The 24,869-nt window shown below is 45.5% G+C and carries 20 protein-coding genes and 1 pseudogene; 14 read left to right on the top strand and 7 right to left on the bottom strand.

The genetic code is table 11. The annotated features are described in order from the left end of the window. The first annotated feature begins 87 nt into the window (after positions 1-87). A complete protein-coding gene (gene htpG / locus ACK1LH_RS20660; protein ID WP_029566518.1) occupies positions 88-1,968 on the top strand; it encodes a molecular chaperone HtpG in 1,881 nt (626 codons plus the stop codon). 335 nt (positions 1,969-2,303) lie between these two features. Further along, entirely contained in the window at positions 2,304-2,549 is a 246-nt protein-coding gene (locus tag ACK1LH_RS20655; RefSeq protein ID WP_411334207.1) for a hypothetical protein, read from the top strand. A 440-nt stretch (positions 2,550-2,989) separates the two neighbouring features. Here ACK1LH_RS20655 and ACK1LH_RS20650 read toward each other — a convergent pair whose 3' ends face one another. The 4 genes and pseudogenes from ACK1LH_RS20650 to ACK1LH_RS20635 form a co-directional block, all read right to left on the bottom strand. Then, positions 2,990-4,063, bottom strand: coding sequence for a PotD/PotF family extracellular solute-binding protein (locus ACK1LH_RS20650; protein ID WP_029283067.1), 1,074 nt, complete (start codon positions 4,061-4,063; stop codon positions 2,990-2,992). After that, positions 4,060-4,863, bottom strand: a complete 804-nt coding sequence (locus tag ACK1LH_RS20645) for an ABC transporter permease (RefSeq protein ID WP_029283069.1) — start codon at positions 4,861-4,863, stop codon at positions 4,060-4,062. Before ACK1LH_RS20645 ends, ACK1LH_RS20650 begins: the two co-directional genes overlap by 4 nt. Before the next feature lies 1 nt (position 4,864). Then, entirely contained in the window at positions 4,865-5,668 is an 804-nt protein-coding gene (locus ACK1LH_RS20640; protein WP_029283071.1) for an ABC transporter permease, read from the bottom strand. Beyond that, positions 5,658-6,765 (bottom strand): annotated as a pseudogene (locus tag ACK1LH_RS20635) (ABC transporter ATP-binding protein). The gene ACK1LH_RS20640 and the pseudogene ACK1LH_RS20635 overlap by 11 nt, the downstream one beginning before the upstream one ends. 292 nt (positions 6,766-7,057) lie before the next feature. Here ACK1LH_RS20635 and ACK1LH_RS20630 point away from each other — a divergent pair. Next, positions 7,058-8,011 carry a peptidoglycan-binding domain-containing protein gene (locus tag ACK1LH_RS20630; protein WP_411334205.1) on the top strand — a complete coding sequence of 318 codons (954 nt, stop codon included), beginning with the start codon at positions 7,058-7,060 and terminating at the stop codon, positions 8,009-8,011. Between the two features lie 41 nt (positions 8,012-8,052). Here the strand turns inward: ACK1LH_RS20630 and pepT are convergent, their stop codons facing one another. Then, positions 8,053-9,282, bottom strand: coding sequence for a peptidase T (gene pepT / locus ACK1LH_RS20625; RefSeq protein WP_411334204.1), 1,230 nt, complete (start codon positions 9,280-9,282; stop codon positions 8,053-8,055). A 6-nt stretch (positions 9,283-9,288) separates the two neighbouring features. Next, complete coding sequence (locus ACK1LH_RS20620; RefSeq protein WP_411334202.1) at positions 9,289-10,233, bottom strand: Gfo/Idh/MocA family protein; 945 nt, start codon at positions 10,231-10,233, stop codon at positions 9,289-9,291. Between the two features lie 124 nt (positions 10,234-10,357). Between ACK1LH_RS20620 and ACK1LH_RS20615 the strand changes: the two genes are divergently transcribed. The 3 genes from ACK1LH_RS20615 (at position 10,358) to ACK1LH_RS20605 (ending at position 14,319) form a co-directional block, all read left to right on the top strand. Beyond that, on the top strand, positions 10,358-10,966 hold the full coding sequence (locus tag ACK1LH_RS20615; protein WP_411334200.1) for a DNA-3-methyladenine glycosylase: 609 nt from the start codon (positions 10,358-10,360) through the stop codon (positions 10,964-10,966). A 466-nt stretch (positions 10,967-11,432) separates the two neighbouring features. Beyond that, complete coding sequence (locus ACK1LH_RS20610; RefSeq protein ID WP_411334198.1) at positions 11,433-12,125, top strand: response regulator transcription factor; 693 nt, start codon at positions 11,433-11,435, stop codon at positions 12,123-12,125. Next, positions 12,103-14,319 carry a histidine kinase dimerization/phospho-acceptor domain-containing protein gene (locus ACK1LH_RS20605; protein ID WP_411334196.1) on the top strand — a complete coding sequence of 739 codons (2,217 nt, stop codon included), beginning with the start codon at positions 12,103-12,105 and terminating at the stop codon, positions 14,317-14,319. Before ACK1LH_RS20610 ends, ACK1LH_RS20605 begins: the two co-directional genes overlap by 23 nt. A gap of 210 nt (positions 14,320-14,529) precedes the next feature. On the opposite strand, the gene ACK1LH_RS20600 is transcribed toward ACK1LH_RS20605, so the two are convergent. Then, a complete protein-coding gene (locus ACK1LH_RS20600) occupies positions 14,530-15,996 on the bottom strand; it encodes an alpha-amylase (protein WP_029283087.1) in 1,467 nt (488 codons plus the stop codon). A gap of 206 nt (positions 15,997-16,202) precedes the next feature. Here ACK1LH_RS20600 and ACK1LH_RS20595 point away from each other — a divergent pair, with 206 nt between their 5' ends. The 8 genes from ACK1LH_RS20595 (at position 16,203) to ACK1LH_RS20560 (ending at position 24,678) form a co-directional block, all read left to right on the top strand. Further along, positions 16,203-17,741: an AbgT family transporter gene (locus tag ACK1LH_RS20595; protein WP_029566526.1), complete on the top strand. Its 1,539-nt coding sequence runs from the start codon at positions 16,203-16,205 to the stop codon at positions 17,739-17,741. 14 nt (positions 17,742-17,755) lie between these two features. After that, the gene (locus ACK1LH_RS20590) at positions 17,756-19,039 is read left to right on the top strand and encodes a Zn-dependent hydrolase (RefSeq protein ID WP_029566527.1); all 1,284 of its coding nucleotides are present in this window, start codon (positions 17,756-17,758) and stop codon (positions 19,037-19,039) included. An 11-nt stretch (positions 19,040-19,050) separates the two neighbouring features. Next, positions 19,051-20,211 (top strand): TerD domain-containing protein, encoded by a 1,161-nt coding sequence (locus ACK1LH_RS20585; protein WP_029566528.1) that lies wholly within the window; start codon positions 19,051-19,053, stop codon positions 20,209-20,211. A 151-nt stretch (positions 20,212-20,362) separates the two neighbouring features. Further along, on the top strand, positions 20,363-20,965 hold the full coding sequence (locus ACK1LH_RS20580; protein ID WP_411334195.1) for a hypothetical protein: 603 nt from the start codon (positions 20,363-20,365) through the stop codon (positions 20,963-20,965). 25 nt (positions 20,966-20,990) lie between these two features. Beyond that, on the top strand, positions 20,991-21,617 hold the full coding sequence (locus tag ACK1LH_RS20575; RefSeq protein ID WP_411334194.1) for a hypothetical protein: 627 nt from the start codon (positions 20,991-20,993) through the stop codon (positions 21,615-21,617). Between the two features lie 88 nt (positions 21,618-21,705). Beyond that, positions 21,706-22,377 (top strand): hypothetical protein, encoded by a 672-nt coding sequence (locus ACK1LH_RS20570; protein WP_411334193.1) that lies wholly within the window; start codon positions 21,706-21,708, stop codon positions 22,375-22,377. Between the two features lie 15 nt (positions 22,378-22,392). Further along, positions 22,393-24,336, top strand: a complete 1,944-nt coding sequence (locus tag ACK1LH_RS20565; RefSeq protein ID WP_411334191.1) for a DUF6792 domain-containing protein — start codon at positions 22,393-22,395, stop codon at positions 24,334-24,336. A gap of 15 nt (positions 24,337-24,351) precedes the next feature. Next, positions 24,352-24,678: a primosomal replication protein PriC gene (locus ACK1LH_RS20560; protein ID WP_029283118.1), complete on the top strand. Its 327-nt coding sequence runs from the start codon at positions 24,352-24,354 to the stop codon at positions 24,676-24,678. Positions 24,679-24,869 lie beyond the last annotated feature (191 nt).

The raw sequence follows: 24,869 nt of genomic DNA, 5'->3' as shown, positions 1-24,869 counted from the left end.
ACATGAAACGGGAATATATGTTATTTATTTAGTGGGTTAGCACTCTAAGGTGATGAGTGCTAAAAAAGCTGAAAGGAGATTTTTAATATGGCAAAAATGCAGTTTAAAGCAGAATCTAAGAGATTATTAGACATGATGATCAACTCGATCTACTCCCAGAAAGAAATCTTTTTGCGTGAGCTGATCTCAAACGCAAGTGATGCGATTGATAAAATCTACTACAAGGCATTAACAGATGACAGCCTGTCATTTGATCAGAGCAGCTATTACATAAAAGTGAGCGCGGATAAGGAAAAGCGCACCCTTACGATTGCCGATACAGGAATCGGAATGACGAAAGAGGAGCTTGAAAACAATCTCGGAACCATCGCACAGAGCGGTTCTCTTGCATTCAAAAGCGAAAATGAACTGAAGGACGGGCATGACATCATCGGCCAGTTCGGGGTAGGATTCTATTCAGCATTTATGGTTGCGGATGCGATTACGGTTACAACGAAGACAATCGGCGCAAGCGAAGCATACAGATGGCATTCTGACGGTGCAGACGGCTATACAATCGAGCCGTGCGAAAAAGAGGAAGTAGGCACGGAAATCATCCTCAGCATCAAGCAGAACACAGAAGAGGATTCATATGATGAATTTTTGGAAGAGTACCGCTTGAAGGCCATCATTAAAAAGTACTCGGACTTTATCCGCTACCCGATTAAGATGGATTCAACGGTCAGCAAGAAAAAAGACGGCAGCGAAGATGAGTTTGAAGAGACGGTTGAAGAGCAGACGATCAACAGCATGGTACCGATCTGGAGAAAAAATAAAAACGAGCTCACGGATGAAGATTACGAGAATTTCTATCACGAAAAGCATTACGGCTTTGATAAGCCGCTTAAGCATATCCACATCAGCGTCGACGGTGCTGTGCGCTACAATGCCATTCTCTACATTCCGGAGCAGATTCCGTATGACTACTACTCCAAAGAGTTTGAAAAGGGGCTTGAGCTTTACTCCAACGGGGTGCTGATTATGGAAAAATGCTCGGATCTGCTACCTGACTATTTCTCTTTTGTCAAAGGAATGGTTGATTCAGAGGACCTGTCACTGAACATTTCACGCGAGATCCTGCAGCAGGACCGCCAGCTGAAGCTCATTGCGAAAAACATTAAAAACAAGATTAAGAGCCAGCTTCAAACCCTGCTGAAAGATGAGCGCGAAAAATATGAAACGTTCTACAATTCTTTCGGCAGACAGCTGAAGTACGGTGTGTACAGTGATTTCGGAGCGAACAAAGAAGACCTTCAAAATCTTCTCATGTTCTACTCATCAAAAGAGAAAAAGCTGATCACGCTTGATGAATACGCAGCTGCGATGCCGGAAGGCCAGCCGTACATTTACTACGCAGCAGGCGAAAGCCACGAGCGTCTAGAAAAGCTTCCGCAAACGGAAGTTGTGGCAGATAAAGGCTATGATATCCTCTATTTCACTGACGAAGTTGATGAATTCGCGATCCGCATGCTCATGTCCTATAAAGAAAAAGAATTCAAGTCGATCTCAAGCGGAGACCTCGGCATTGAATCAGATGACAGCGACAAGACCACAGAGACTGACGAACAGGACAGCAAAGAGCTGTTTGAAGAGATGAAAACCATCCTCGGCGGCAAAGTAAAAGACGTCCGCATCTCAAAGCGTCTGAAAAGCCACCCTGTCTGCATCGCGACAGAAGGCGAAGTCACAACCGAAATGGAAAAAATCCTGAAAGCCATGCCGAACAGCCAGAACATCAAGGCCGAAAAAATCCTTGAAATCAACAGCAGCCACGACGTCTTTGCCTCGCTGAAAGATGCGCACGCAAACGACAAAGAAAAATTGGCCCTGTACACAAACCTCCTCTTCAATCAGGCCCTCCTGATCGAAGGACTGACAATCGAAGATCCGGTAGAGTTTACAAACGATATCTGCAAGATTATGGTGTAAATATAGCAAGCCGGCAGGGACCAAGTGGTTCCTGCCGGTTTTTAATTTGGGTGTGGAGGATTTGCGCAGGTAATGATTTAGCTGACTTTCGCAGCTCAGGGCCGCAAATCAACTGACAATTGGTCAAGAACTTGCTAGAAAAAGAGGTATTTTGTGTTTGTAGAGAGTTCGAGTCGTGCTTTACGAAACGAGTATGAAATAGAGTTTTCCTTGATTTGACAGATACTGCCCTTTTTTATAGGATAAGAAAAAGATCACTTTTTACTAAATGACATATACTAATAACACTTTCAGTTAAGGGTGGTGTTGGTGTGTCAAAAAGGAGGATTTCCCGTATGAGACAAAAAACTTCTTTTAATACAATTGCCTGCCGCAGGGCAGCTCGCATGAATGCAAATTGTACTAAGAGGAACTTTCGAAACGGCAGTGCTGCGCTAAGAAAATTGAATGAAAAACTTGCAGCCTCGATTGATTTTGATTCAATTACATCTAAGCAGGAACCACTAATGATTGGTGAAGGCGGCATAGTGGAAAATTTTAACCCGCAAAATCCATCTCACAAAAAATGGATGGATGATTAATTGAAGCCGGGTGAAATATATGATATCGTCTTCCCCTTTGATCCTCCTGATCATGGATACAAACTTCGCCCTGCTCTTATTTTGAAGGTTGATAACGGACAAGCTCTTGCTGTTGCGATTAAAATAACAGGCACCGGCCCCAAACCACAATTCCTTCACAGAATTCCAATCACATTCTGGAACTACGCAAACCTTTCTAAAATGTCGTATGCCCAGATAGATTCCCAAACCCTCCTAAATATTCAGCATTTGCCTGCTTTTCGGGGCAACATGCATCCTTCAGATTTTAATAGAGTTCTTACTTCCTATTTAATGCTCCTTTCTAAGTGATGTTTCCAGGTTCATAGAAGTAATTTGGCTTATTCTTCAAATTCCCGCAAGCCTACATCACCCAATTCCACAAGAAAAAACGCCATTACCCAGAATGGCGCCTCTCCCAATTATTTCGGATGCATCTTAAATTTCAAAAACAGTTCATTGTAATAAGCGAGATTCTTTTTCCCAAGGTTTTCGTACACTTCAAGCTTTTCCGTCAGTTCAGGCGGAGGATAGAAGCGTTCGTCGCTGACCATGTCCTCGGGCATGTATTTCAGTGCCTCTTTGTTTGGAGTGGAGTAGCTTACGTACTCTGTGTTTTCTGCAGCCACTTCGGCATCAAGCATGAAGTTTATGAATTGATGAGCCGCTTCCACGTTCTTTGCTGTTTTCGGGATGACCATGTTGTCGAACCAGAGATTTGATCCTTCTTCAGGTACAACGTACTCCAGGTCTTCGTTTTCATACATGATTTCAGATGCAACACCTGACCACACAAGACCGATGGCAGCCTCCTGGTTTTCAAGGAGCATCCGACTTTCATCCCCGACAACCGCTTTAACATTCGGAGTAAGGGTATCAAGCTTCCGTTTAGCTTCCTCGAGGTGCTCCGGGTTTGTATCATTCAGGGAATAGCCAAGGCTGTTCAGCCCCATCCCCATGACTTCACGCGCACCGTCAATCAGGAGAATCTGGTTTTTCAGCTCTGGATCCCAAAGGTCGTTCCAGCTCTCGATTTTCTTCCCGCCGATCATGGACGGGTTGTAGACGATGCCGACTGTTCCCCAGAAATAAGGAATGGAGTACTTGTTTTCGGGGTCAAACGGCAAATCCATAAAGCGCTGGTCAATATTTTTCAAGTTCGGAAGCTTTGAGTGATCAAGCGGGATCAGCAAATCTTCCTGACGCATTTTATCAATCATATATTCAGACGGAACGGCAATGTCGTACGTCGTCCCGCCCTGTTCAATTTTCGTCATCATGGCTTCATTCGAATCGAATGTTTCATAAATGACCTTGATGCCGGTTTCCTTTTCAAAGCGGTCAACTAAATCTGAATTGATGTAGTCCCCCCAGTTGAAAATGGTCAGGGTGTTGCCGCTTGAATATCCCTGAGAGGAATTCAGCTCAGAGATGGTATATAAAAGAATGCCGGAAACGAGTGCGATCGCTATAAAGACGCGAACCAGCTTCTTCATTTTTTAACCCCCCATCCGTTTTGTCTGTTCCGCTGGGTGATGAAGTAGTAGACGATAACAAGCAGAACGGTGAACAGGAACAGCAGGGTGGACAGCGCGTTGATGTTCAGTGCGATGCCGCGCCGTGCAAGGGAATAAATTTCAACGGAAAGAGTCGTAAATCCGTTCCCCGTCACGAAAAAGGTTACCGCAAAGTCATCAAGCGAAAACGTCAGGGCCATAAAGAACCCTGCAAAAATACCGGGTGTGATGAACGGAAGGACAACCTTTGTCATCACATTCCATCTGCTTGCACCAAGGTCGCGTGCTGCATCAAGCAGTGTCGGGCTCATCTCCATCAGCTTCGGCAGCACCATCAGGACCACAATCGGTACGCTGAAGGCGATGTGTGAAAGAAGAACAGAGTAAAAGCCGAGCTTGATTCCCGCCATCGTGAACAAGATCAGGAATGATGCACCGATGATTACGTCAGGGCTTACAATCAGGACGTTATTGAGTGAAAGCAGCGTATTTTTGGTCTGCCTGCTTTTAAACGAGTGGATTGCAAGAGCACCCATGACCCCGATAATCGTTGAAATCAAAGCGGACAACAGCGCGATGACAAGCGTGTTCAGCACAATGATCAGCAGCCTTGTATCGGAGAAAAGCTCTTTATACCAGTCAAGCGTGAAGCTTTCAAAATTGTACATCGTGCCGCCGCTATTGAACGAGTAAAACACAAGGAAGAAGATCGGCGTGTACAAAATCATGAAAATCAGCACTAAAAAGATACGTGACAAAGGGGATATTTTTTTATCCAACTTACATACCCCGCTTTCTGTTTCCAGTAAGGAAAATAATCAGGAACATAAAGATAATCAGGAAAACCGCAATGGTCGAACCCATTCCCCAGTCCTGCGTAACAAGGAAATGCTGCTCAATCGCCGTTCCGAGCGTAATGACCCGGTTTCCGGCAATCAGCCTTGTCAGCATGAACAGGGACAGGGCCGGGATGAACACAAGCTGGCAGCCTGCCTTCACGCCGTCAATCGTAAGCGGAAAAATGACTCTCCGGAAAGCAGTCCAGCTTGATGCACCAAGGTCCCTCGCTGCATCGAGCAAAGTCGGGTTCAGCTCATTCAGAGAGTTGAAAATCGGCAGAATCATAAACGGGATGAAAATATAAACGGAAACAAAGATAAAGCTGAAATCTGTAAACAGCAGCTGCTGAGAGCCGATTCCGACCGCATCAAGGAAGCTGTTGGCCACACCGTACGTTCCGAATATTCCAAGAAACGCATAGGCCTTCAAAAGAAGGTTGATCCATGAAGGAACAATGATCAGCAGCAGCCATAAATGCTTATGCTTCGTATACGTGAGCAAATAAGCCGTTGGATACGAAATCAACAGAGATAGAGCCGTTATTAAAAACGCATACCAGAAGGAGCTGAGCGTCATTTTCAAATACACAGGTGTAAAGAAATTCTGATAATTGGCAAGCGATAAGTTGCCTTCAATATCGATAAACGAGTAGTAAAGAACAAGAACAATCGGCGCGATAACAAAAAGTGCGATCCAGAGTGCATAAGGAACCATGTACAAATTGCGGGTCAGCTTATTTTCCATGCTCTTCTCCGTCTTCATAAGCCTCAAGGCGCTTATCAAATTCTTCTTCTGTTTCATTAAATCTCATAACATGGATGGCTTCGGGATCAAAATAAAGACCGATTTCATCCCCGACAACCGCTTTTTTCGTCGAGTGAACGAGCCACTCATTCCCGTCCGCATCGTAGCTGCTTATCTCATAGTGAACACCGCGGAAGAGCTGGGAATCTACGCGCACCTGCAGTTTCCCCCGCTCTTTCGACGTGATTTCAAGATCCTCAGGACGGATGACAATTTCGATCGGTTCGTTCGGATTCAGACCCTGGTCGACACACTCAAATTGTTTGCCGGTAAATTCCACAAGGTAATCCTCTACCATCGTGCCGCTTACAATATTGGACTCTCCGATGAAATCGGCTACGAACCGGTTGATCGGCTCATCGTAAATATCTGTAGGCGTTCCGCTCTGCTGAATTTTCCCTTTATCCAAAACGAAGATTTCGTCAGACATGGCAAGTGCTTCTTCCTGGTCATGCGTGACAAAGATAAAAGTGATGCCGAGCCGCTGCTGCAGCTCGCGTAGCTCATACTGCATTTCCGTCCGCAGCTTCAAATCAAGGGCAGAAAGCGGTTCATCCAAAAGAATGACTTCAGGCTCGTTCACGATGGCACGCGCAATCGCAACGCGCTGGCGCTGTCCGCCTGACATCTCCCTAATCTCGCGGTTTTCATAGCCGTCAAGGTTAACGAAGCTTAATGCTTCCTTCACTTTCGACTTGATGTCAGTGCTGTTCATTTTTTTAATGCGAAGGCCAAATGCCACATTTTCAAAAACATTTAAATGCGGAAAAAGAGCGTAATCCTGAAAAACGGTATTCACCTGACGTTTTATTGGCCGGCACATCGTTGATTTTTTTGCCGTTAAAAAGGATCTCGCCTTCAGAAGCTTCAGTGAATCCGGCAATAAGTCTGAGGATCGTCGTCTTCCCGCAGCCCGATGGACCGAGCAGGGTGTAAAACTTTCCGCGCTCAATCTCAAAGCTGACATTGTTTAGGACAGCAGTGTCATTATCGTATTGCTTCGTGACCTGCTTAAACTGAATAATGGTGTTTGTCATGATCATTCTCCCTCTTCGTTTGCTCACGCGCCGAGCAAGTAGTCATCTATATAAAAATACGAAAAAACGTTCAATAACAGCGGGTATACACGTGAATAATTATACATGAAAGGACACAAGTATATCCAAATTCGGAATTGTAAGCCACATATGACATTATGAACTCATTTTAAGGCGACCGCAAGAAAATAAGTCAAGCTTCTTCCATGAAATAATTTCAAATTTAATGCACAATCCACGCGCTTTTGGGGATAGTAAGGATTGTTAAAAAATCTGAAATGGAAGGTGCTTTATGATCACAAAAAAATCAGCAGTAAAAAAAGCAGTCAGCAGTGTTGTTTTAGCTCTTATCCTATTAGTCGGAATGCCTCTTTCCGGCTCTGCAGTCGGTAAAGGAGCAAGCGGATCTGATGTATCTGTCATTCAGGGGATGCTTAAGTCAGTAGGAAGCTATTCCGGAAAAATTACGGGTAACTATGACAGCGTGACAGTTCAGGGAGTAAAGTATTTTCAAAAAAGATACGGTCTGCCGGTAACGGGAGCTGTAGATGACAGAACATTCCAGTCTCTTCTTTATGCGTACGCTAAAGTGAAAAATCTTTCAGGCGGGGGCGCAGGTAAAGGTGCCGGCAATGGCGGAGGCCAGGGCGGCGGAGCAGGAACAGGTGAAGGAGCCGGAGAAGGCGGAGGCCAGGGCGGCGGAGCAGGAACGGGTGAAGGAGCCGGAGAAGGCGGAGGCCAAGGCGGCGGAGCAGGAACAGGTGAAGGAGCCGGAGAAGACGGAGGCCAGGGCGGCGGAGCAGGAACAGGTGAAGGAGCCGGAGAAGGCGGAGGCCAGGGCGGCGGAGCAGGAGCGGGTGAAGGAGCCGGAGAAGGCGGAGGCCAGGGCGGCGGAGCAGGAGCAGGTGAAGGAGCCGGAGAAGGCGAAGGCCAGGGCGGCGGAGCAGGAGCAGGTGAAGGAGCCGGAGAAGGCGAAGGCCAGGGTGAAGAGCAAGGTGAAGCTGGCGAGGAAGAGGAAAAAGATGACGGAACGGAGCAAGATGAGGCTGGCGAGGAAGAGGAAAAAGAAGATGGAACGGAAAAAGGTGAGCTGGAAGACGAAAAAGGCACTGAGGAAGAAGGCCAGGAACAGGAAGAAAAACAGCCGGCTGAAAAAGAAGGCAACGAGAAAGAGCCCGCTGAAGAAAAAGCACCTGAAAAGGCTGGAGAAAAAGAAAGTGAAGGAAAAGAAAACGGCAAAAATTAAAAAGAAAAACGCTTTGGAGCATGCTCCAAAGCGTTTTGTTATTATTCTGCCTGTTCTTCAAACAGCCTTGCAATCTCCACAATCACGTTAACTGACTTAATCATGTTTTCAACGGAAATAAATTCATATTTTCCATGGAAGTTCTCTCCGCCGGTAAAGATATTCGGTGTAGGAAGTCCCATGTAGGAAAGCTGGGAACCGTCCGTTCCGCCGCGGATCGGTTCAACGACAGGCTGGATGTCCAGGTTTTTCATCGCTTTGTACGCAATGTCAACAATGTGTTTGACAGGCTCAATCTTTTCTCTCATGTTGTAATACTGATCGTTCATATCAAGCAGGATGCGGTCGCTTCCGTATTTCTCTTTCAGTTTGGCAACGGCGTCTGCCATCGTTTGTTTTTTCTGCAGGAAGACCTCTTTGTCAAAATCCCGGATAATATAGCTCAGTTTTGTCTGTTCCACATCTCCGCTGAAAGATAGGAGGTGGAAGAAACCCTCATATCCCTCAGTAAGCTCAGGCGCTTCCTCCGCCGGCAGCATGCTTTGCAGCTCCATGCCGATCTTGATGGAGTTGACCATTTTTCCTTTGGCCGTTCCAGGGTGAATGTTCGTTCCATTAATGGTGATTGATGCACCGGCTGCACTAAAGCTTTCATACTGAAGCTCTCCAAGAGGACCGCCGTCCACTGTATAAGCGTACTTGGCGTCAAAATCCGCAACATCGAACTTGTGGGGGCCGCGGCCAATTTCTTCATCCGGTGTAAAGGCGACTCTGATCCGGCCGTGCTTGATATCCGGGTTTTTCACTAGATAATCCATGGCTGTCATGATCTCAGCGATGCCTGCTTTGTTATCTGCTCCGAGAAGAGTCGTGCCGTCCGTCGTAATCAGAGTGTGGCCCTGATAGTTTACAAGATTCGGAAAATCCTTTGGAGACAGGGTAACTTCATCGCTCAGCGCAATGTCCCCTCCCTCATAGTTTTCGTGAATCTGAGGGTTCACATTTTTCCCTGTGAAATCAGTGGCTGTATCTGTGTGCGCAAGGAAGCCGATAGTCGGAACCTGCTTGTCTGTATTGGCCGGAAGCGTAGCCATCACATATCCAAACTCGTCCATAGCGGCATCTTCCAGTCCGATTGCCTTCAGTTCTTCCACAAGTTTTTTCCCGAGTGTAAGCTGTCCTTCTGTTGACGGGCAGGATTCATTGCTGTCATTTGATTGTGTGTCGATTTTTACATAGGATGTAAAACGTTCAATGATCTCTTGTTTCATGAGTTGTCACTCTCCTCTTAATTGTTCCAAAACGGTTTGGGCATGAAGCCCTTCGTGAAAGTCTGCAAGATTTGCTTTTTCTCCTTTGAGCGCTTTTGTAAGCTCCAAAACAAGTGAGCCGGAAAGACTCTCGTCTGCTTCAATCGGCAGCACCTTTTCTCCAAGCTTTCCGCCTTCGAGATCGGCCCAGTTGAGCAGGGAAAGTGTCCCCTCTGTACCGTAGGCAGTGAAGCGGATCTCTTCGTCTCCGGCAATCCCGCTCAGTCCGTCTATAACAACGGGTGTACCGTCCTCAAGCTGGAGCCTGGCTAGGATGCCGATTTCGCATGAGTTCGGATCTCCGGGGTATTGAACGGACTTGTCCAAAACAGTAACAGGTCCGAAGATCCTTTGAATTTGATGAATGTAATGAACCCCGACTTCGAGCACAAACCCTCCCTGCTCTTTGCCGGCAACCCATTCATTTTGCTGCCACGGGCGCGGCCATGCAGGGAAATGCATCTTCAGTTCAAGGCGTCTAAGTTTTCCGATATAGCCTTCTTTTATAAGCGATGCGAAGGTGCTGCTGCCGGCACTGTATAGAAGAGGAAAATTCATGGCGTGAACGATGCCTTTTTCATCAGCCAGTGCTGCCAGACTTTCTGCTTCCTCAAGCGAATTGGCCAGCGGCTTTTCGCATAATACATGTTTTCCGGCAAGCATTACATCTGCTGCAATCCGGTGATGGAATTTCGGCGGAACGGCTATGTAGACCAGGTCGACATCTGCTTCCTTTAAAAGATGAACATGGTCAGTAAATGACAGAACGTCTCCTGTTTTTTCTGATGTTTCACGTGTAACGTCAGGATTCCGGTCGCAAATTGCTGAAATCCTGATTTCCGGATGGTTTATAAAGCTGCTCAATACGCGTTGTCCGATGGCTCCCAAGCCGATAATCGCTGCCTGTATCATATCCTGTCCCCTTTGCTGATTACTGATAATTAATTATATTAAGAAAAATGCGGTTCAGTAAAGCTTGAAGTCATCTTCATGTTTTGGGTAAGGTAAGAGAGACAGATAGATGGAGGGAAGAAATATGGAATTTGAACCGGTAGAATCATCGTTTTTCCTGATGCCGACACTGCAGCTTGCAGAGGAGCTGCTGGGGAAAATTCTCGTGAAAGAAATGGCTGAAGGAACAGCTGCAGGCATCATCGTCGAAACGGAAGCCTATATCGGACCGGGAGACCGGGCAGCCCACAGCTTTAATAACCGCCGGACGGCAAGAACAGAAGTGATGTTCGGTCTCTCTGGGCATGCCTATACTTACGTTATGCATACCCATTGCCTCGTGAACGTTGTGAGCGGGGAGAAGGATGCTCCTGAAGCCGTGCTGATCCGGGCGGTCGAGCCGGTCACCGGAGAAGAGCGGATGAAAAAAAGACGCCCCGGAGCTAAAAGAAACCAGGACCTGACAAACGGACCGGGCAAACTGACGAAAGCACTCGGCATCACAATGGCGGATTACGGCCATCCGCTGTGGGAAAGTCCTTTATACATAGCAAACGGCATTAGCCCTGACAGCATATCGGCAGGCCCGCGGATTGGCATTGACAACAGCGGAGATGCAGTGGGGTACCCATGGAGATTCTGGGTGAGCGGAAACCCTTATGTATCGGGGACGAAAAAGAATAATAGGAGTTGAGGGTCCCTCTTGAGGGGGCTTTTTTAAGTGGAAGTTTTTTACAGCTTTTAACCCAGTGGACTGAAGCGGAAGGCACTTGACTCCTGCGGGATGAAGAGTGCACTGGAGACCCCGCAAGCGCAGCGAGGAGGCTCCAGGCGCTCCCCGCGGAAAGCAAGTGACTGGAGCGCAAGGGAACGGGTACGATTTGGAATCGACAATGATCATAAATACAGCCTGCCATTTAAAAAGAGTTGAGGAGTGGTTGGCAAGTTCAAGAAGGGATCGTTTCCAGGTGCTCCCCGCGGAAGCAAGTGACTGTAGCGGAAAGGAACATGTTCATCCGAATACAAGGACTACTTTATCCAAAAACAGCAAGAATTTAAGAAATACTTAATAATTCCACTGACTGCCTATTAAGAATTTCCAATTACACTATAGTTATTCACCCGGTTTAGCTATACTTTTGAAAGGAGCGTGAGAAAAAATGACAAATTACAACGTACTGGTCGTAGATGATGAAAAAGAAATTCGTGATGCGATAGAAATCTACCTTAAAAATGAAAATATCACCGTCATCAAGGCAAAAGACGGAGTTGAAGCCCTTGAAAAACTGAACGAACACCAGATTCATCTTATCTTGCTGGACATCATGATGCCCCGTCTTGACGGTATTTCCACAACCTTTAAAATCCGAGAGAAAAAGAATATACCAATCATCATCTTAAGTGCAAAAAGCGAAGATACCGATAAAATTCTCGGCCTGCAGGTCGGAGCGGATGATTATGTGACAAAGCCGTTCAACCCGATGGAGCTGATTGCGAGAGTCAAATCCCAGCTGCGGCGCTTTGTGACACTCGGAACGTATGAAGGTGCTCAGAAAACCGTTGATTTGAACGGACTGACCCTGGATCAATCAGCCAAAGAAGTGTCGGTAAACGGCGAGAGCGTCAAGCTGACCCGCATTGAATACAGCATTGTCGAACTGCTGATGCTGAATGCGGGACGTGTATTTTCTATTAATGAGATTTACGAGCGCGTTTGGAATGAACCCGGGTATAACGCCGAAAAAACGGTTGCTGTGCATATCCGCAAAATCCGAGAGAAAATTGAGATTGATCCTAAAAATCCTAGATATTTAAAGGTGGTATGGGGAATTGGGTACAAAATGGAAAAGTAGTCTGGCGTTTTTTTTCATCATCATGATGCTGACCTACGGAATCAGCGGGGTTTTTACCGGCATAGCCAATGGAGATAAATACTTATTCAAAAACTATTTTCAATCTGTTGAATATCAGGAGCGGGTAAACTACTTTGCGAATCTTTTAAGCTTATATGAACTGAACGGCCTGACAAAAGAAGAAGCCAAAAAGAACATCACCGTTTCTCCGGAAGAGATTGAGGAACACCGCTACAGATACGGAAGTTTAAGCGAGCAGATCATGAATATTGAAGGGCAGTATGATGCGGATATTTCAACTGCCAAGGAAAACGGCAACACCGAGGTTGAAAAGGTCCTGACGGAAGAAAAGAATAAAAAGATTGCGGACATCACCATGAATTTCAAAGATGATGAGCATGTCAGGGGAAAAATTCTGGCGGAAAAACAGAAAGAAATTGACCGGTTTTTTGAAGAAATCTATAAATATCCTAAACCGGAATTTGAGGCAAATAAAAAACAGTTTGTCTATTATCTAAAAAGCCTCGATTCAGAAGAGGTTTATACAAACCTGCCACTATCCGCTCAGGATGATCCAAAAGCATTCTTTACTAAGAAAGACATGTATCATGTTGAAAACTATTCAGGAGCAAGAGGATATATTTATGCGACTGATGGTTTCAACTATTTCGGCAACGGAGAATTTTTGAATTCATTTGACGGTCTGCAGGAAAAGAAGTTCACAGGCCAGATTGCCCTGCCTAAAAACGCACCGTCAGACAGTGAAACCATGATCGAACTGCGTGATTTTCAAAAATCACAGACGATCTACTATGTCCACTCTATAAGCGGAGCGTTGGCGCTGTTGATCAGTGTTCTTCTTTTAAGAAGACGCCGTCTGTTTGATCCGATTCTGAAAAGCGTCTGGTCTGACAGATACAACCGCCTGCCGCTGGATGTCAGGTTTGTGCTTGCCGGTATCGCGCTTATCGGAAGCTTGGTTTCCCTGTTTGGAGTAATCGACTACTATCCGTTCCGCTATGGATATGAGTGGCTCTATTCCTTTATCTTTCTGATTTTAGGAGCATGCTTCATCTCTGCTCTGATCATTCAATCCTTCCTTCTTATCCAGCAATTTAAAATTGAAGAAAGTCTGAAAAAAGAATGGAAAACGACTCTTCTTTATCGAATATCAAAAGCGGTTGCGGATGCTTTTCTTATTCAAAAGGTAGGTATTCAGCTTGTCATTCTGCTCGGAATTGTATTTGGCTCTGGTATCGGCGCAATAGCCATCCTTATAGAGCCGGTGTTTGTGCTCATTTACGTTCCTGCTCTTTTCCTGGTCGGCATTCCGGCTGTCCTGTTCATGTTTAAGAGGATCGGCTATTTTAATCAGATTGTCGCGAACTCAAATGAGATTATGCTCGGCAACCTGGAAACAGACCTGCCTGTAAAAGGGAAGTCAGCGCTTGCGGCACTTGCGTCAAATATGAATGCTTTAAAGCACGGCGTGAAAACGTCGCAGCAGAAGCAGGTGAAAAGCGAGCGTCTGAAAACGGAGCTGATCACAAATGTCAGCCATGACCTCAGAACACCGCTCACATCCATTATCAGCTACACGGATCTTTTGAAAAATCCGAATCTTACTGAGGATGAAAGAACCTCTTATGTAGAAATCATTGACCGCAAGTCCCAGCGCCTGAAGATCCTGATTGAAGATTTATTCGAAGCTTCAAAAATGGCAAGCGGCAGCATTGAGCTCATCAAACAGAAGGTTGACGTCTCCCAGCTTCTGCAGCAGGCGCTTGCCGAGTACAACGAAGCGATCAGTGAATCAGGTCTGCATTTTCGGGTAACATATCCGGATGAACCGGTGTATGCGGTAGTCGATGGGCAGAAAATGTGGAGAGTGTTTGAAAATCTGCTCGGAAATATTCTTAAATACTCCATGGAAAACACGCGCGTTTATATCACCATGAAGCAGTCAGGCAGCCAGGCGGTCATCTCGTTTAAAAACGTGACAAAATACGAGCTGAGCGAGAACACGGATGAGCTGTTTGAACGGTTCAAGCGCGGGGATTCATCACGTCATACAGAAGGATCCGGTCTTGGCCTGACGATTGCCAAATCGATAGTCGATTTGCATGGTGGCCAGCTTGAGATTGATGTTGATGGCGATCTTTTCAAGGTAACGATGATTTTGGACGCGGTTTAGCACGAAGATCTGCAGCATTTTTATTGGAAATTAGCTCAGTTGGGCCGCAGAGATACATTTACTTGAAAAAATCCACGTCTTACTTGAAAAAGAATCAGCGTTACTTGAAAAACAAGGCACATTACTTGCCATGCATACAGATTTACTTGAATTTTTCCAAATCTCATCCAAAAAACAGCCGATCTCAAGAGAGACCGGCTGTTTTTATATTTATTCTACATCTTCTTCTGGACGCGCCCAAACAGATACACTCTGCCCATTCACAGGGAAAACCGCAAAGCCGTCTTCCTCAATGGTAATGTGCTCTTCGCGCGTGCCGGTCATGTCGACCCATACCTCGCCTGCATGGTGTTCACCGACGCACATGTGTTTTTCACCGTCGTCTCCGTTTGAAATGACGACCGCACAGCCGGAACGCTCAAATTCATCCACACCGCGTCTCACCCAGCCGATGGTGTTCGGATGATCGAAGTAATCCTCCTGCTCGCCGTAGGCTCTCGTTCGTCTCACATAAAGGAGCGGGTCAATCGCTTCCCTTTTTCCTTCCACAGGGTTGTCCCCGTCAATTCCGTAATAATCTCCGTAGAAAACACACGGGTAGCCGTGTTCGCGGAGCAGGATCAGCGCGTAGGCACTTTGTTTAAACCAGTCCTCTACCCATGATTCAAGCGCTTCATCCGGCTGGGAATCATGATTATCAACAAATGTGACCGCATGATTCGGGTGGGATCCTACAAGCGTATCCTCAAAGATTGTTGAGAGGTCAAAATCCTTCCCTGCCTGCGAAGCTTCATGAAGCTTGTAATGAAGAGACACATCAAAGAGACTCATATTGTAATTGATTTTATCCAGGAAATCCTGGCATGCCTTTAAGTCGGACTTCCAGAACTCCCCGACAAAAAAGAAGTCATCGCCGCGGTCTTCATACAGTTCTTCTGCGAACCTGTGAACAAATTCATGGTTGATGTGCTTGATCGCATCGAGTCTGTAGCCGTTGCAGTTCAGCGTATCCGCCAGCCACTTGCCCCATGAAATCATCTCATCCTGAACGTCCTGATTGTCATAATCAAGGTTTGCAAACATCAGATAGTCATAGTTTCCAAACTCGCTGTCGACATTGTCATTCCAGTCTTTGTTGTCCCCGACGATTTTGAATACACCGATTTTATCATTTTTTGCATCATAGTCTGTCCCGTTAAAATGCTCGAAATTCCATTCGAAATCAGAATACTTTCCCTTTCTTCCAGGGAAGGTGAATTTCGTCCAGCCTTCAATATTTTTAGGTTTGGACAGCTCTTCTGTCCGGTTTTCCCGGTCCACTTCAATGGCTTTAAACAGCTCGGTTTCATCCGCCCCGGCCTTGTGGTTCATGACGAGGTCCACGTATACGTTAATGCCGACATTATGGCACGCTTCAATGGCGGCGATCAGCTCTTTTTTCAGGCCGTATTTTGTACGGACGCTGCCTTTTTGATTAAATTCGCCGAGATCATACAGATCATAGACGCCGTATCCGACATCATCCCCGGACTGCCCTTTTGTTACCGGCGGAATCCAGACAGAGTCAATGCCCCTTTCCTTCAGCTCAGGCGCAAGCTCCTTCAGTCTGTTCCAATGTGTGCCGGTTGGCCTTACATGCCATTCAAAAAACTGCATCATCGTGTGATTCTGTTCCATCCCGAATTCCCCTTTTCTTGTGTTGTATCTGTTATCCTACTTTCTACCCTATATTTTTGAAAATGAAGCAGAATTTTTCAAAAAGAATATGCTCGCCTGCGGGACAAGGGATTAAGCGCTTCCGAAAAGGCTTTTTAAGGTTGCGCAAACAGAAGAAAACTTTATAATAAGAAATATTAAAATTTTCAGTATTCAGGAGGGTGTCTATGGAACCAATCACATCATCAGTGCAAAACAGGAAGAACCGCGGCATCTTTAACCGAATGCTTGACGGAGTAGAAAAAGCGGGGAACAAACTTCCCGACCCGGTCACCCTGTTTATTTTATTTGCGGTGATCGTTATCCTCGCCTCACACCTTGCATCCGTACTGGGTGTTAAGGCAGTTAACCCTGCCACAAAAGAAACAGTGGAGGCTGTCAGTCTTCTGACGAAAGAAGGCTTTCAGAAAATCATGACGAATATGGTGAAAAATTTCGCGGAATTCCCGCCGCTTGGCCTTGTGCTCGTGACCATGATCGGTGTTGGGCTTGCAGAAGGAGTTGGATTGATTTCAGCCCTCCTTCGAAAGCTTGTGCTCGGAGCACCAAAGGGGATCATTACGTTTTCTATCGTATTTGCAGGTCTTCTTGCCAATATGGCAGGGGATGCAGGGTTTATCGTGCTGCCTCCGATCGCCGCGCTTGTCTTCATGAGTGTTGGAAGACATCCGATTGCAGGTATGGTCGTCGCTTATGCTTCTGTTGCTGGAGGTTTCAGTGCGAACTTGATTGTGAACATGCTTGATGCCCTGCTTGCAGGCTTCACACAGTCAGCAGCAGAGATTGTTGACCCGGACTTCCAGACCAATCCTGCGATGAACTGGTATTTCCTTGCAGGGTCATGCTTGTTCTTCGTTCCGCTTGCCATCTGGGTGACAGAAAAGGTTGTAGAACCGCGCCTTCCTGAATACAAAGGACCGCGTATGCCGATGGACAAGCTGTCGCCTGAGGAAGCGAAAGGGCTCCGCTATGCGGGTGCAGCCACACTTGTCTTCCTGCTGCTTGTTGCCATCACCATCGTTCCTGAAAACGGCTGGCTGCGCGGGGAAAACGGTGCGGTCATTACATCACCGTTTATGAATTCACTTGTGCCGATCATCATGGGTCTCTTCCTGTTCCCGGCCCTTGCCTATGGCATAGCCACAAAATCGATTCAGTCGGATAAAGATATCGCACAGGAAATCGCCAAATCGCTCGGAACAATGGGCATGTATATGGCAATCGCCTTTTTCGCGGCCCAGTTTATTGCCTATTTCAACTGGAGCAACCTTGGAATCATCATGGCTATCTCAGGTGCTGATTTACTCAAAGGCCTCGGACTCACAGGACTGCCGCTGCTGATAGGATTTATCCTGTTTTGTGGTACGCTGAACCTGTTCATTGCAAGCGCATCGGCTAAATGGGCCATTGTAGGACCGGTATTTGTTCCGATGTTTATGCTTCTTGGGTATGATCCTGCCTTCACACAAGTGGCCTACCGTATCGGGGACAGCATCACAAACCCAATCACGCCGATGTTTGCATACTTTGCCATTTTGCTTGCCGGTGCCAAGAAGTTTGATAAAAACATGGGTCTCGGTTCCCTTATCTCCGTGATGCTTCCATACACGATCTTTTTCGGAATTGCCTGGATCCTGTTCTTTATCGCCTGGTACTACCTCGGCATTCCGCTCGGTCCGGGTGCAGACATTCATTTAAATAACTGATAGGAGCTGAGCGCATGTTTTCAAAAGAACGACTGCTGAAGGAACTGGATCAGACCCCTTCTTATGAAGGAATTGATCCTCTGGAGCTTGCAGAAAAACTGTCTGCCCTATTTGAAATAGGAAAAACACCAGAAGGCGGAGTTACAAGATTTCCTTATACAGATGAAGAGAACAAAGCAAAAACACTGTTTCGTTCATGGATGGAGGAAGCAGGTCTTGAGGTGAAGGAGGATGCTGTGGGCAACCTGTTTGGCACCCTTCGCGGAACGTCGCCTGAGCTTCCCGTTGTGATGACAGGCTCCCACCTCGACAGCGTGCCGAACGGAGGGGCGTTTGACGGTCCGCTCGGCTGCCTGAGCAGCCTGCTTGCCATGAAAGCCATTGCGAAAAACGGCAAACTTAAGCGCTCCATTGAACTCGCGGTTTTTGTGGACGAAGAAGGAGCCAGGTTTAAAAACGGCATTTTCGGCAGCAGGGCGATGATGGGGGAAGCGGGCCCCGAGGATTATAAAACCTTTTACGATGAACAGGGCAGCTCTTTATATGATGAAATGATCCGGAACGGCCATCAGCCTGACAGGATAGCTGAGGATGTGAGAGTTCCTGAAGAAATCTATGCCTTTCTCGAGCTTCACATCGAGCAGGGAAAGCGGCTTGAATCAGAAGGGAAGGACATTGGCGTTGTCAGCGGCATTGCCGGTCCTTCCTGGACATCCTTCACGTTCATCGGCGAAACAGACCACGCAGGGAACACGCCGATGGAATTCCGGAAAGATACAGTAGCCGCGGCAGCCGAATTCATTCTGGCTGTTGAAAAAATGCCCCGAAGATTCAGCGAAACGGCTGTTGCGACAGTCGGCAAACTGAACGTTTTTCCAAACGGCACAAACGTGATTTCCGGCCGGACAGAAGCAGTGGCTGATGTAAGGGATATCGACCGTGAGGCCCGGGATGCTGTGATACAATCAATGAAGGAAGCCGCACAGACCATTGCAGAATCCCGCGGTTTAACAGTTGAAATCAGAGACGGAATATCCATTGCGCCGGTCATTGTCCCGGATGACATTCAGGACATCATCCGGCAGGCGGCAGAAAAGAGCGGCCTTTCAACGCTCTCACTGCCGAGCGGGGCAGGGCATGATGCGATGACACTTGGAAAATACGTTCCGTCCGGCATGATTTTCGTGCCGAGCCAAAACGGAAAAAGCCACTCTCCGGAAGAGTGGACCTCTCTGCCTGACTGTATTAAAGGGGTGCAGACAGTAAAAGAATCCCTTCTGCAGCTTGCAGACAAATAGGAGGAGAAAACGTGCTTGTACAAAGGGGACAAAAAGCGGATGTCACGAAAGGAAAACAGATTGACCGTCTGACGGTCAGACTGGGCTTTCAATCAGCAAATCCGGACATGGAAATTGACGGAGCGGCTTTTCTGCTCGGGGTAAACGGAACATGCGGACAAGATGAGGATTTTATCTTTTACGGACAGCAGCTCAGCCGAAACGGAGCAGTCGAGCACTCTAAAGGAAGCGGAGGGAGTCAGGAAGAAGTGAAGATCTCCCTCTCCTCCCTCCCGGGTGATGTCCGGAAAATAGCGTTTACACTGACCATTCACGAAGGTACTGAACGCGGCCATCATTTCAAAGATGTGAGCGGTATCTATCTCCAGGTTGCAGATGCCTCCGGTGCCGAGCTTATCCGGTTTGAATGCGGAGAAGAGCTGTCTCTTGAAACGGCGATTGTGGCAGGCGAGCTTTATGCTCATAACGGAGAGTGGAAATTCAGCGCCATCGGCAGCGGTTTTCACAATGGCCTCGAAGGATTGTGTGCAAATTTCGGCATAGAGGTAAAAGACGAGCCGCAGGGGGAAGCAGCCGCCGCCATAGAGGAACCGCCTGCTAAAGAACCCGAACCCGTCCAGCCCCTTAAGATTAATCTTGAAAAAAAGCAGACAGTCTCCATCAAAAAATCAGCCAGAGTCACAACAGTCCTCAAATGGGACAGCAAAAAAGACCTCGACCTCTACTGCTTTTACGACCTGAAAAACGGTGAGTCCGGAAAAGTCTACTATAAGGAACTCGGCAAGGCGAACCAGGCACCGTTCATCACGCTTGACGGCGATTCGAAAATAGCAGGCAGCGAAACGATCATCATTCATAAAACTGAAGAACTGCGCTACGCCCTTTTTGCCGCATACAGCGCCATCTCAAACGGATTCGGCAGCTTCAAATCCATGAAAGCGCGGGCAGTCGTCGACAACCACCAGGGTCAGGTCGTCACAGCCCCTCTCTTTCACAAAAACTGGTTCTCCTACTGGGTCGCCATTGCCCACCTGGACTTTACGGATCCGGCCAGCATGAGCGTCAGCCATGTTGAAACCTATTCAAAAAGCGGATCCGAACGATCCCCCATGCTTTATCCGGACGGCACCTTCAAAATGGACGAAGGCCCGATCGAATTCAAACGAAACTAAAGAAGAAAGTCCCATCCCGCATTTTAGGAACAATGCGGGATTTTCTCATTTCTGGAAAAAAGAGATAATAAAGGAGTTTCATCACACCCGCCACTGGGGAATTGGTATGTGTAAATTGTAAATTAAGGAAATTGAAATACGGGAGACTATCATGCGTTATTTCTATATTATATTGTTTGTTTTGCTTGCTGCGGGATGCTCAGAGGAGAAGGTGCCTGATACGGAAGCTTTTGAGGATGAGTTTACGCTGGGGTTTATAAAGGAAGGTGGGGAAACGGAAGACGGGTACCATGTCTTTCATTCAAAAACAGGGAAGTACACTTTTTGGTTTCCTGAAAACGCAAAAATGGCGGAGGTGGGCTACGAAAGAAACGGAAACGACTTTGAGGTTGTTCGTTTTGGAGAGAAAAAAGAGCCGGCCGGCATTTCAGGAGAACTGACCTTTGATACAGGTTCATCAGCAAGTGACATTGAAAGTCTGCTGCAATTGCAGTCTAATCGCATCGGGTACGATGGGGCGTTCAAAAAACGTATGCTCAATGGAAACGAGCTTTACGAAGCGAAGAACCTGGACACAGTAGAAGGTCAGGAATTTTACACCCATTTGATTTACATCAAATACCCTGAGAAGTCCATGGGAATCACTTTAAAATTTGAAGGGACCTGTCTGGAAGAGGGATGTGAATTTGATCATGCTGCATTTGAAAAGGAGAAAGACACCATTTTATCTTCAATAGAATTTCTGGAGAAATGAGAATAGCAAAGGAGTCTGACACCATTTGAGAGGAATAATAACCCTTACCCTAACCTGCCTGCTTCTTATTTCCTCCGGCTGCAGCAAGGATTCTCTGCCTGGGGACCGACTGCCGGATACCGAAGCATTCAAAAATGAATTTACTAGAGAATTTATGAAGTCAGATGAAGAAACAGAAGATGGATTTTACACCTTTGAGTCAAAAACCAAGGGGTATACGATGCTGTTCCCGGTCAACGCAAAGATCTCTACTATGGATTATGAACAGATTAAAAGCTCATATGAGGCTCTAAGCTACAGTGAAGAGGTAGATAAAGAGAGCATTTCATACTTTATGACGGTAAATTTTGAAGACAGTTTAGATACAGATGATATTCAAATAAATCTTGGAATCCTCTCAGATGTGTCAGGTTATGAAGGAGACTACAAAGAATACAAAAGCAGTGAAAAGACAATATACTTTGGAGAAAAACGAAATGAAGAAAACGGTTATTATTCATATGTAGCCTATATAGCATCTGATGGATCTAATAAGGCAGTAAGCCTTAATTACCACAGCAGGTGTACAAATAAAGAGACTTCCTGCGAATTACCCGGTCCAGGAGAAAAAGAAAAAATAAATAGAATTGTAGAATCAGTAGAGTTTAAATGATATACAGACCCACTCATTATTTTCTTAAGAAATACTAATCAGATCTTGAATATTATTAAATTTTAACTCCGGAGAGGAGCCACACACAATGAAAAAAGTATTACTGCTGTTTTTAACGACTATGCTTGCATTTACAGGAGGCTGCGGAATGACTAAAGAAAAGGATAACGGTAAAGTAGAACAACAATCTATGCCTGAGACAGAAGCTTTTAAAGATGAGTTTACTAGAGGATTTATGAAATCAGCGGAGGAAACAGAAGAGGGATATTATACATTTGAGTCAAAGACTAAGGGGTATACAATGTTGTTTCCTGTAAACGCAAAGATTGCATCAACCGCATATGATTCTCAAGATGATTTCTTTGAAACATATAATTTTGGTGAAAGTGTTGATGACAAAAATCTATCAAGATATATCACTGTCACATACGAAGATAAACCTTCTACTAAAGATATTAAATTTAATCTTGAATTATTATCAGAGCATACTGGATACGAAACAGATTTTAGAGAAATTAAAGCTGGTGACAACATCATTTTCTATAGTAAGGGTAAAAAAGAACTTACCCATAAAGAAACGAACAAGAAAGTTAAATTCTATAGTTACTTTGCCTATGTTCAATCTCAAAAAAGCGAAAAAGGAATACAATTTTTTTATCAGACGACTTGTAAGAAAGCGACTGATTCATGCGAAATTATCGACAAGGATGAAGAAGAGAAAGCCCTATTAATGATGAAATCAATAAACTTTATAAAGTAGTATTGAGGTGAGGGAATGCAAAATGAAGAAGTTCTAAACAGTGATATACTCCGCGCAAGGTTAGCACAATTAGAATATGGCGGTAGCAATACATTTAATATAGATGAAGTAAGGAAAATAATCATTGAAGAAACTGGAACTGCGCCTCCTAAAAATATTCGAATATTTTATTCAGATAACATGGAGGAGTTTGATGATTTAAAAAAGGAAGGTAAAGATTCAGGATTCGACGGTACAGCAATACACTTTTATGATGCTGAAAAAGGTATTAATCAAACTTATATTATTACTAGAGGTAGCGAAAACGCCGAGAAATTAAAAAAAGAAGAAAGCGGCAGCCCTTTAGATTGGATTTATAATTCCTTGGGTATCTATGCTGGTAAAGAAACGAACCAATATAGAGATGCAAAGTTATTCTCTAACATAATAAATGAAGAAGTGAAAAAGTTTGAATCAAACCAGAATCAAATTGTTGTTGAAAATAAAATATACGGTATTGGGCATTCTTTGGGAGGAAATTTAATACAAATGCTCGGTATTCTAACAGGATCTTATGAAAGGGTCTATGCAATAAATGATGCTCCTCCCAGTGCGTATCAGTTAGCTGCTATTGATGTTCCCTTTAAAGATAAATTGTTTTTAAACTTCAATTTAAATCCAAACGCTTTCGACCAAATCTACACCATCCCACCCAAAGACCTGAAAGCCTTCGCCGAATCCTACTACAAAGAACAAGGCAAGAACATCCACCACCTCACGAATGAGGAGGATATGCTCTTTGCTGCTTCTGAGCTGCGCGGATTTTTGGATTTGGGGAGCCGGACTATGCTGGATTCGAATCCTAATTTTGAGAGTATCAGGGAGCGGATTGCGAATCTTTCGGATGAGGATCTGTATGAGATGCAGAAGTTTCTTGTGAAGTATGCCCCTGCGTACAAGGCAGGAGGCTACGACGGACTGATTAAGGCGATGACGGGAATTGATCTTGTCTTGCTGCAGGATTTAAAGGACGAGTGGGAGGGCTTCAGCATCACGGATAATCCTGTTGATACGCTGGATTCTGCCTGGGAGACGATGAAGAAGTTTGATGAGATGGCTGTGAGTTTAAGAGATTTCATCGAGCAGCTGCCTGTGCTTGCTGAGAACATACCGGTCATTCTCAGCATTTTCACGGATTTAACGAGCGAGGAGATTTCGGTCATTGAGGGTGAGCTCGCGGGTATGGAGAGTGATGTGATTGAAATCCGTTCGATGATAACAGATTTGATGAGCATGAGCACGATGGAGGAGCTGCTTACTCTCAATCCCTTTACGTTCTATGAAAACATCAAGGATATTAAGGAGCAGTTTGAAGCAATCGATTCTAAGATCAACGGGCTAATGGACAGGTTCGACAAGATCTTTGCTGCCATTGACAGAGCGAAGCTTGATTTCGGGGCGGCGGTCGAGGGTCACAGCCTGCAGCAGGTTTCAAACGCGCTTGCGAAAAAAGGAAGGCGTTATGAAGGCGGAAACCTTATTCTTTATAAAACAGGTGCAGACGGGAAGAAAATTGAAGTGAATCTTTCCTCTTCGGTACGTATTTATCAGAGGGGGATGGACAGCTATGAAGACCGGGAGGAATCACTTAAGCGATATCAGGCTGCTTATGATGCCGTATTTCTTGATGATTTTGAGACGAGAAAAAGACATCTCCTGAGTCAGATTCAGGATATGGAGACAAACCCCCGCGCTTTCAGAAGTGTGTTTAACCTTGAGGACTCAGAGATCAGCAGCATTCAGGTCCATGAGCACATTCCGCCTCTACCTCCTGCATTTGCTGACCGCATGGAGGAAGCTGTGCATCATTTTCAGTATCAGTTTGATAAAGGAAGAAGGCTCGTGACTTCCATTAAAACCTCAATTGAAAAAATGTTTGATGAAGAAAGGGACATTGCCGCCATTTTTGAGCTGAGATAGAAAGGGGTTATTTTGATGAACCAGGTCTTTAAAAGGCACCGGTTTGATTCGATTTCGGAACATCCCGGCAAAGCAGAGCATATCAATGCCCAGCTGAACCAAATCGCTTCTGAAGATGCAGCTCTGACTTCATATATCACAAATGAACTCGCAGGCAGCTCCGCCCTGTTCATTGATGAAGTGTTTAAAGAGCTGAGTCAGCTTCAGCGGGAGAACGAACATGCTGTCAATCAGTATACCTATATGAATCACATGCTTTCGAACCAATACACTTCTTTAATAGAAGAAATCCGCACTCAGAGCGTAACGATCCGCTATGATAAAAAAGAACCAGTAAGCTAATCCGACACCATATTTCACTAAATGAGACATTAAGTATCAGGAAGTACAAAGGACTTACCAACTATAAACTGGAATTTTTATTAAATTTTTTCCTTATAATAGGTTTATTATCCATTTAATAGTGGGTATTTATAAATAGATTTTACTAGTAGTGAGATTTTTTTCCTCTCTTACATATTAGTAGATAGTTT

Source organism: Metabacillus indicus (assembly GCF_046603695.1).
Lineage (GTDB): Bacteria > Bacillota > Bacilli > Bacillales > Bacillaceae > Bacillus_P > Bacillus_P indicus.
The sequence above is the reverse complement of the archived record's forward strand: the minus strand, read 5'-3'. Positions and strand labels throughout refer to the sequence as shown.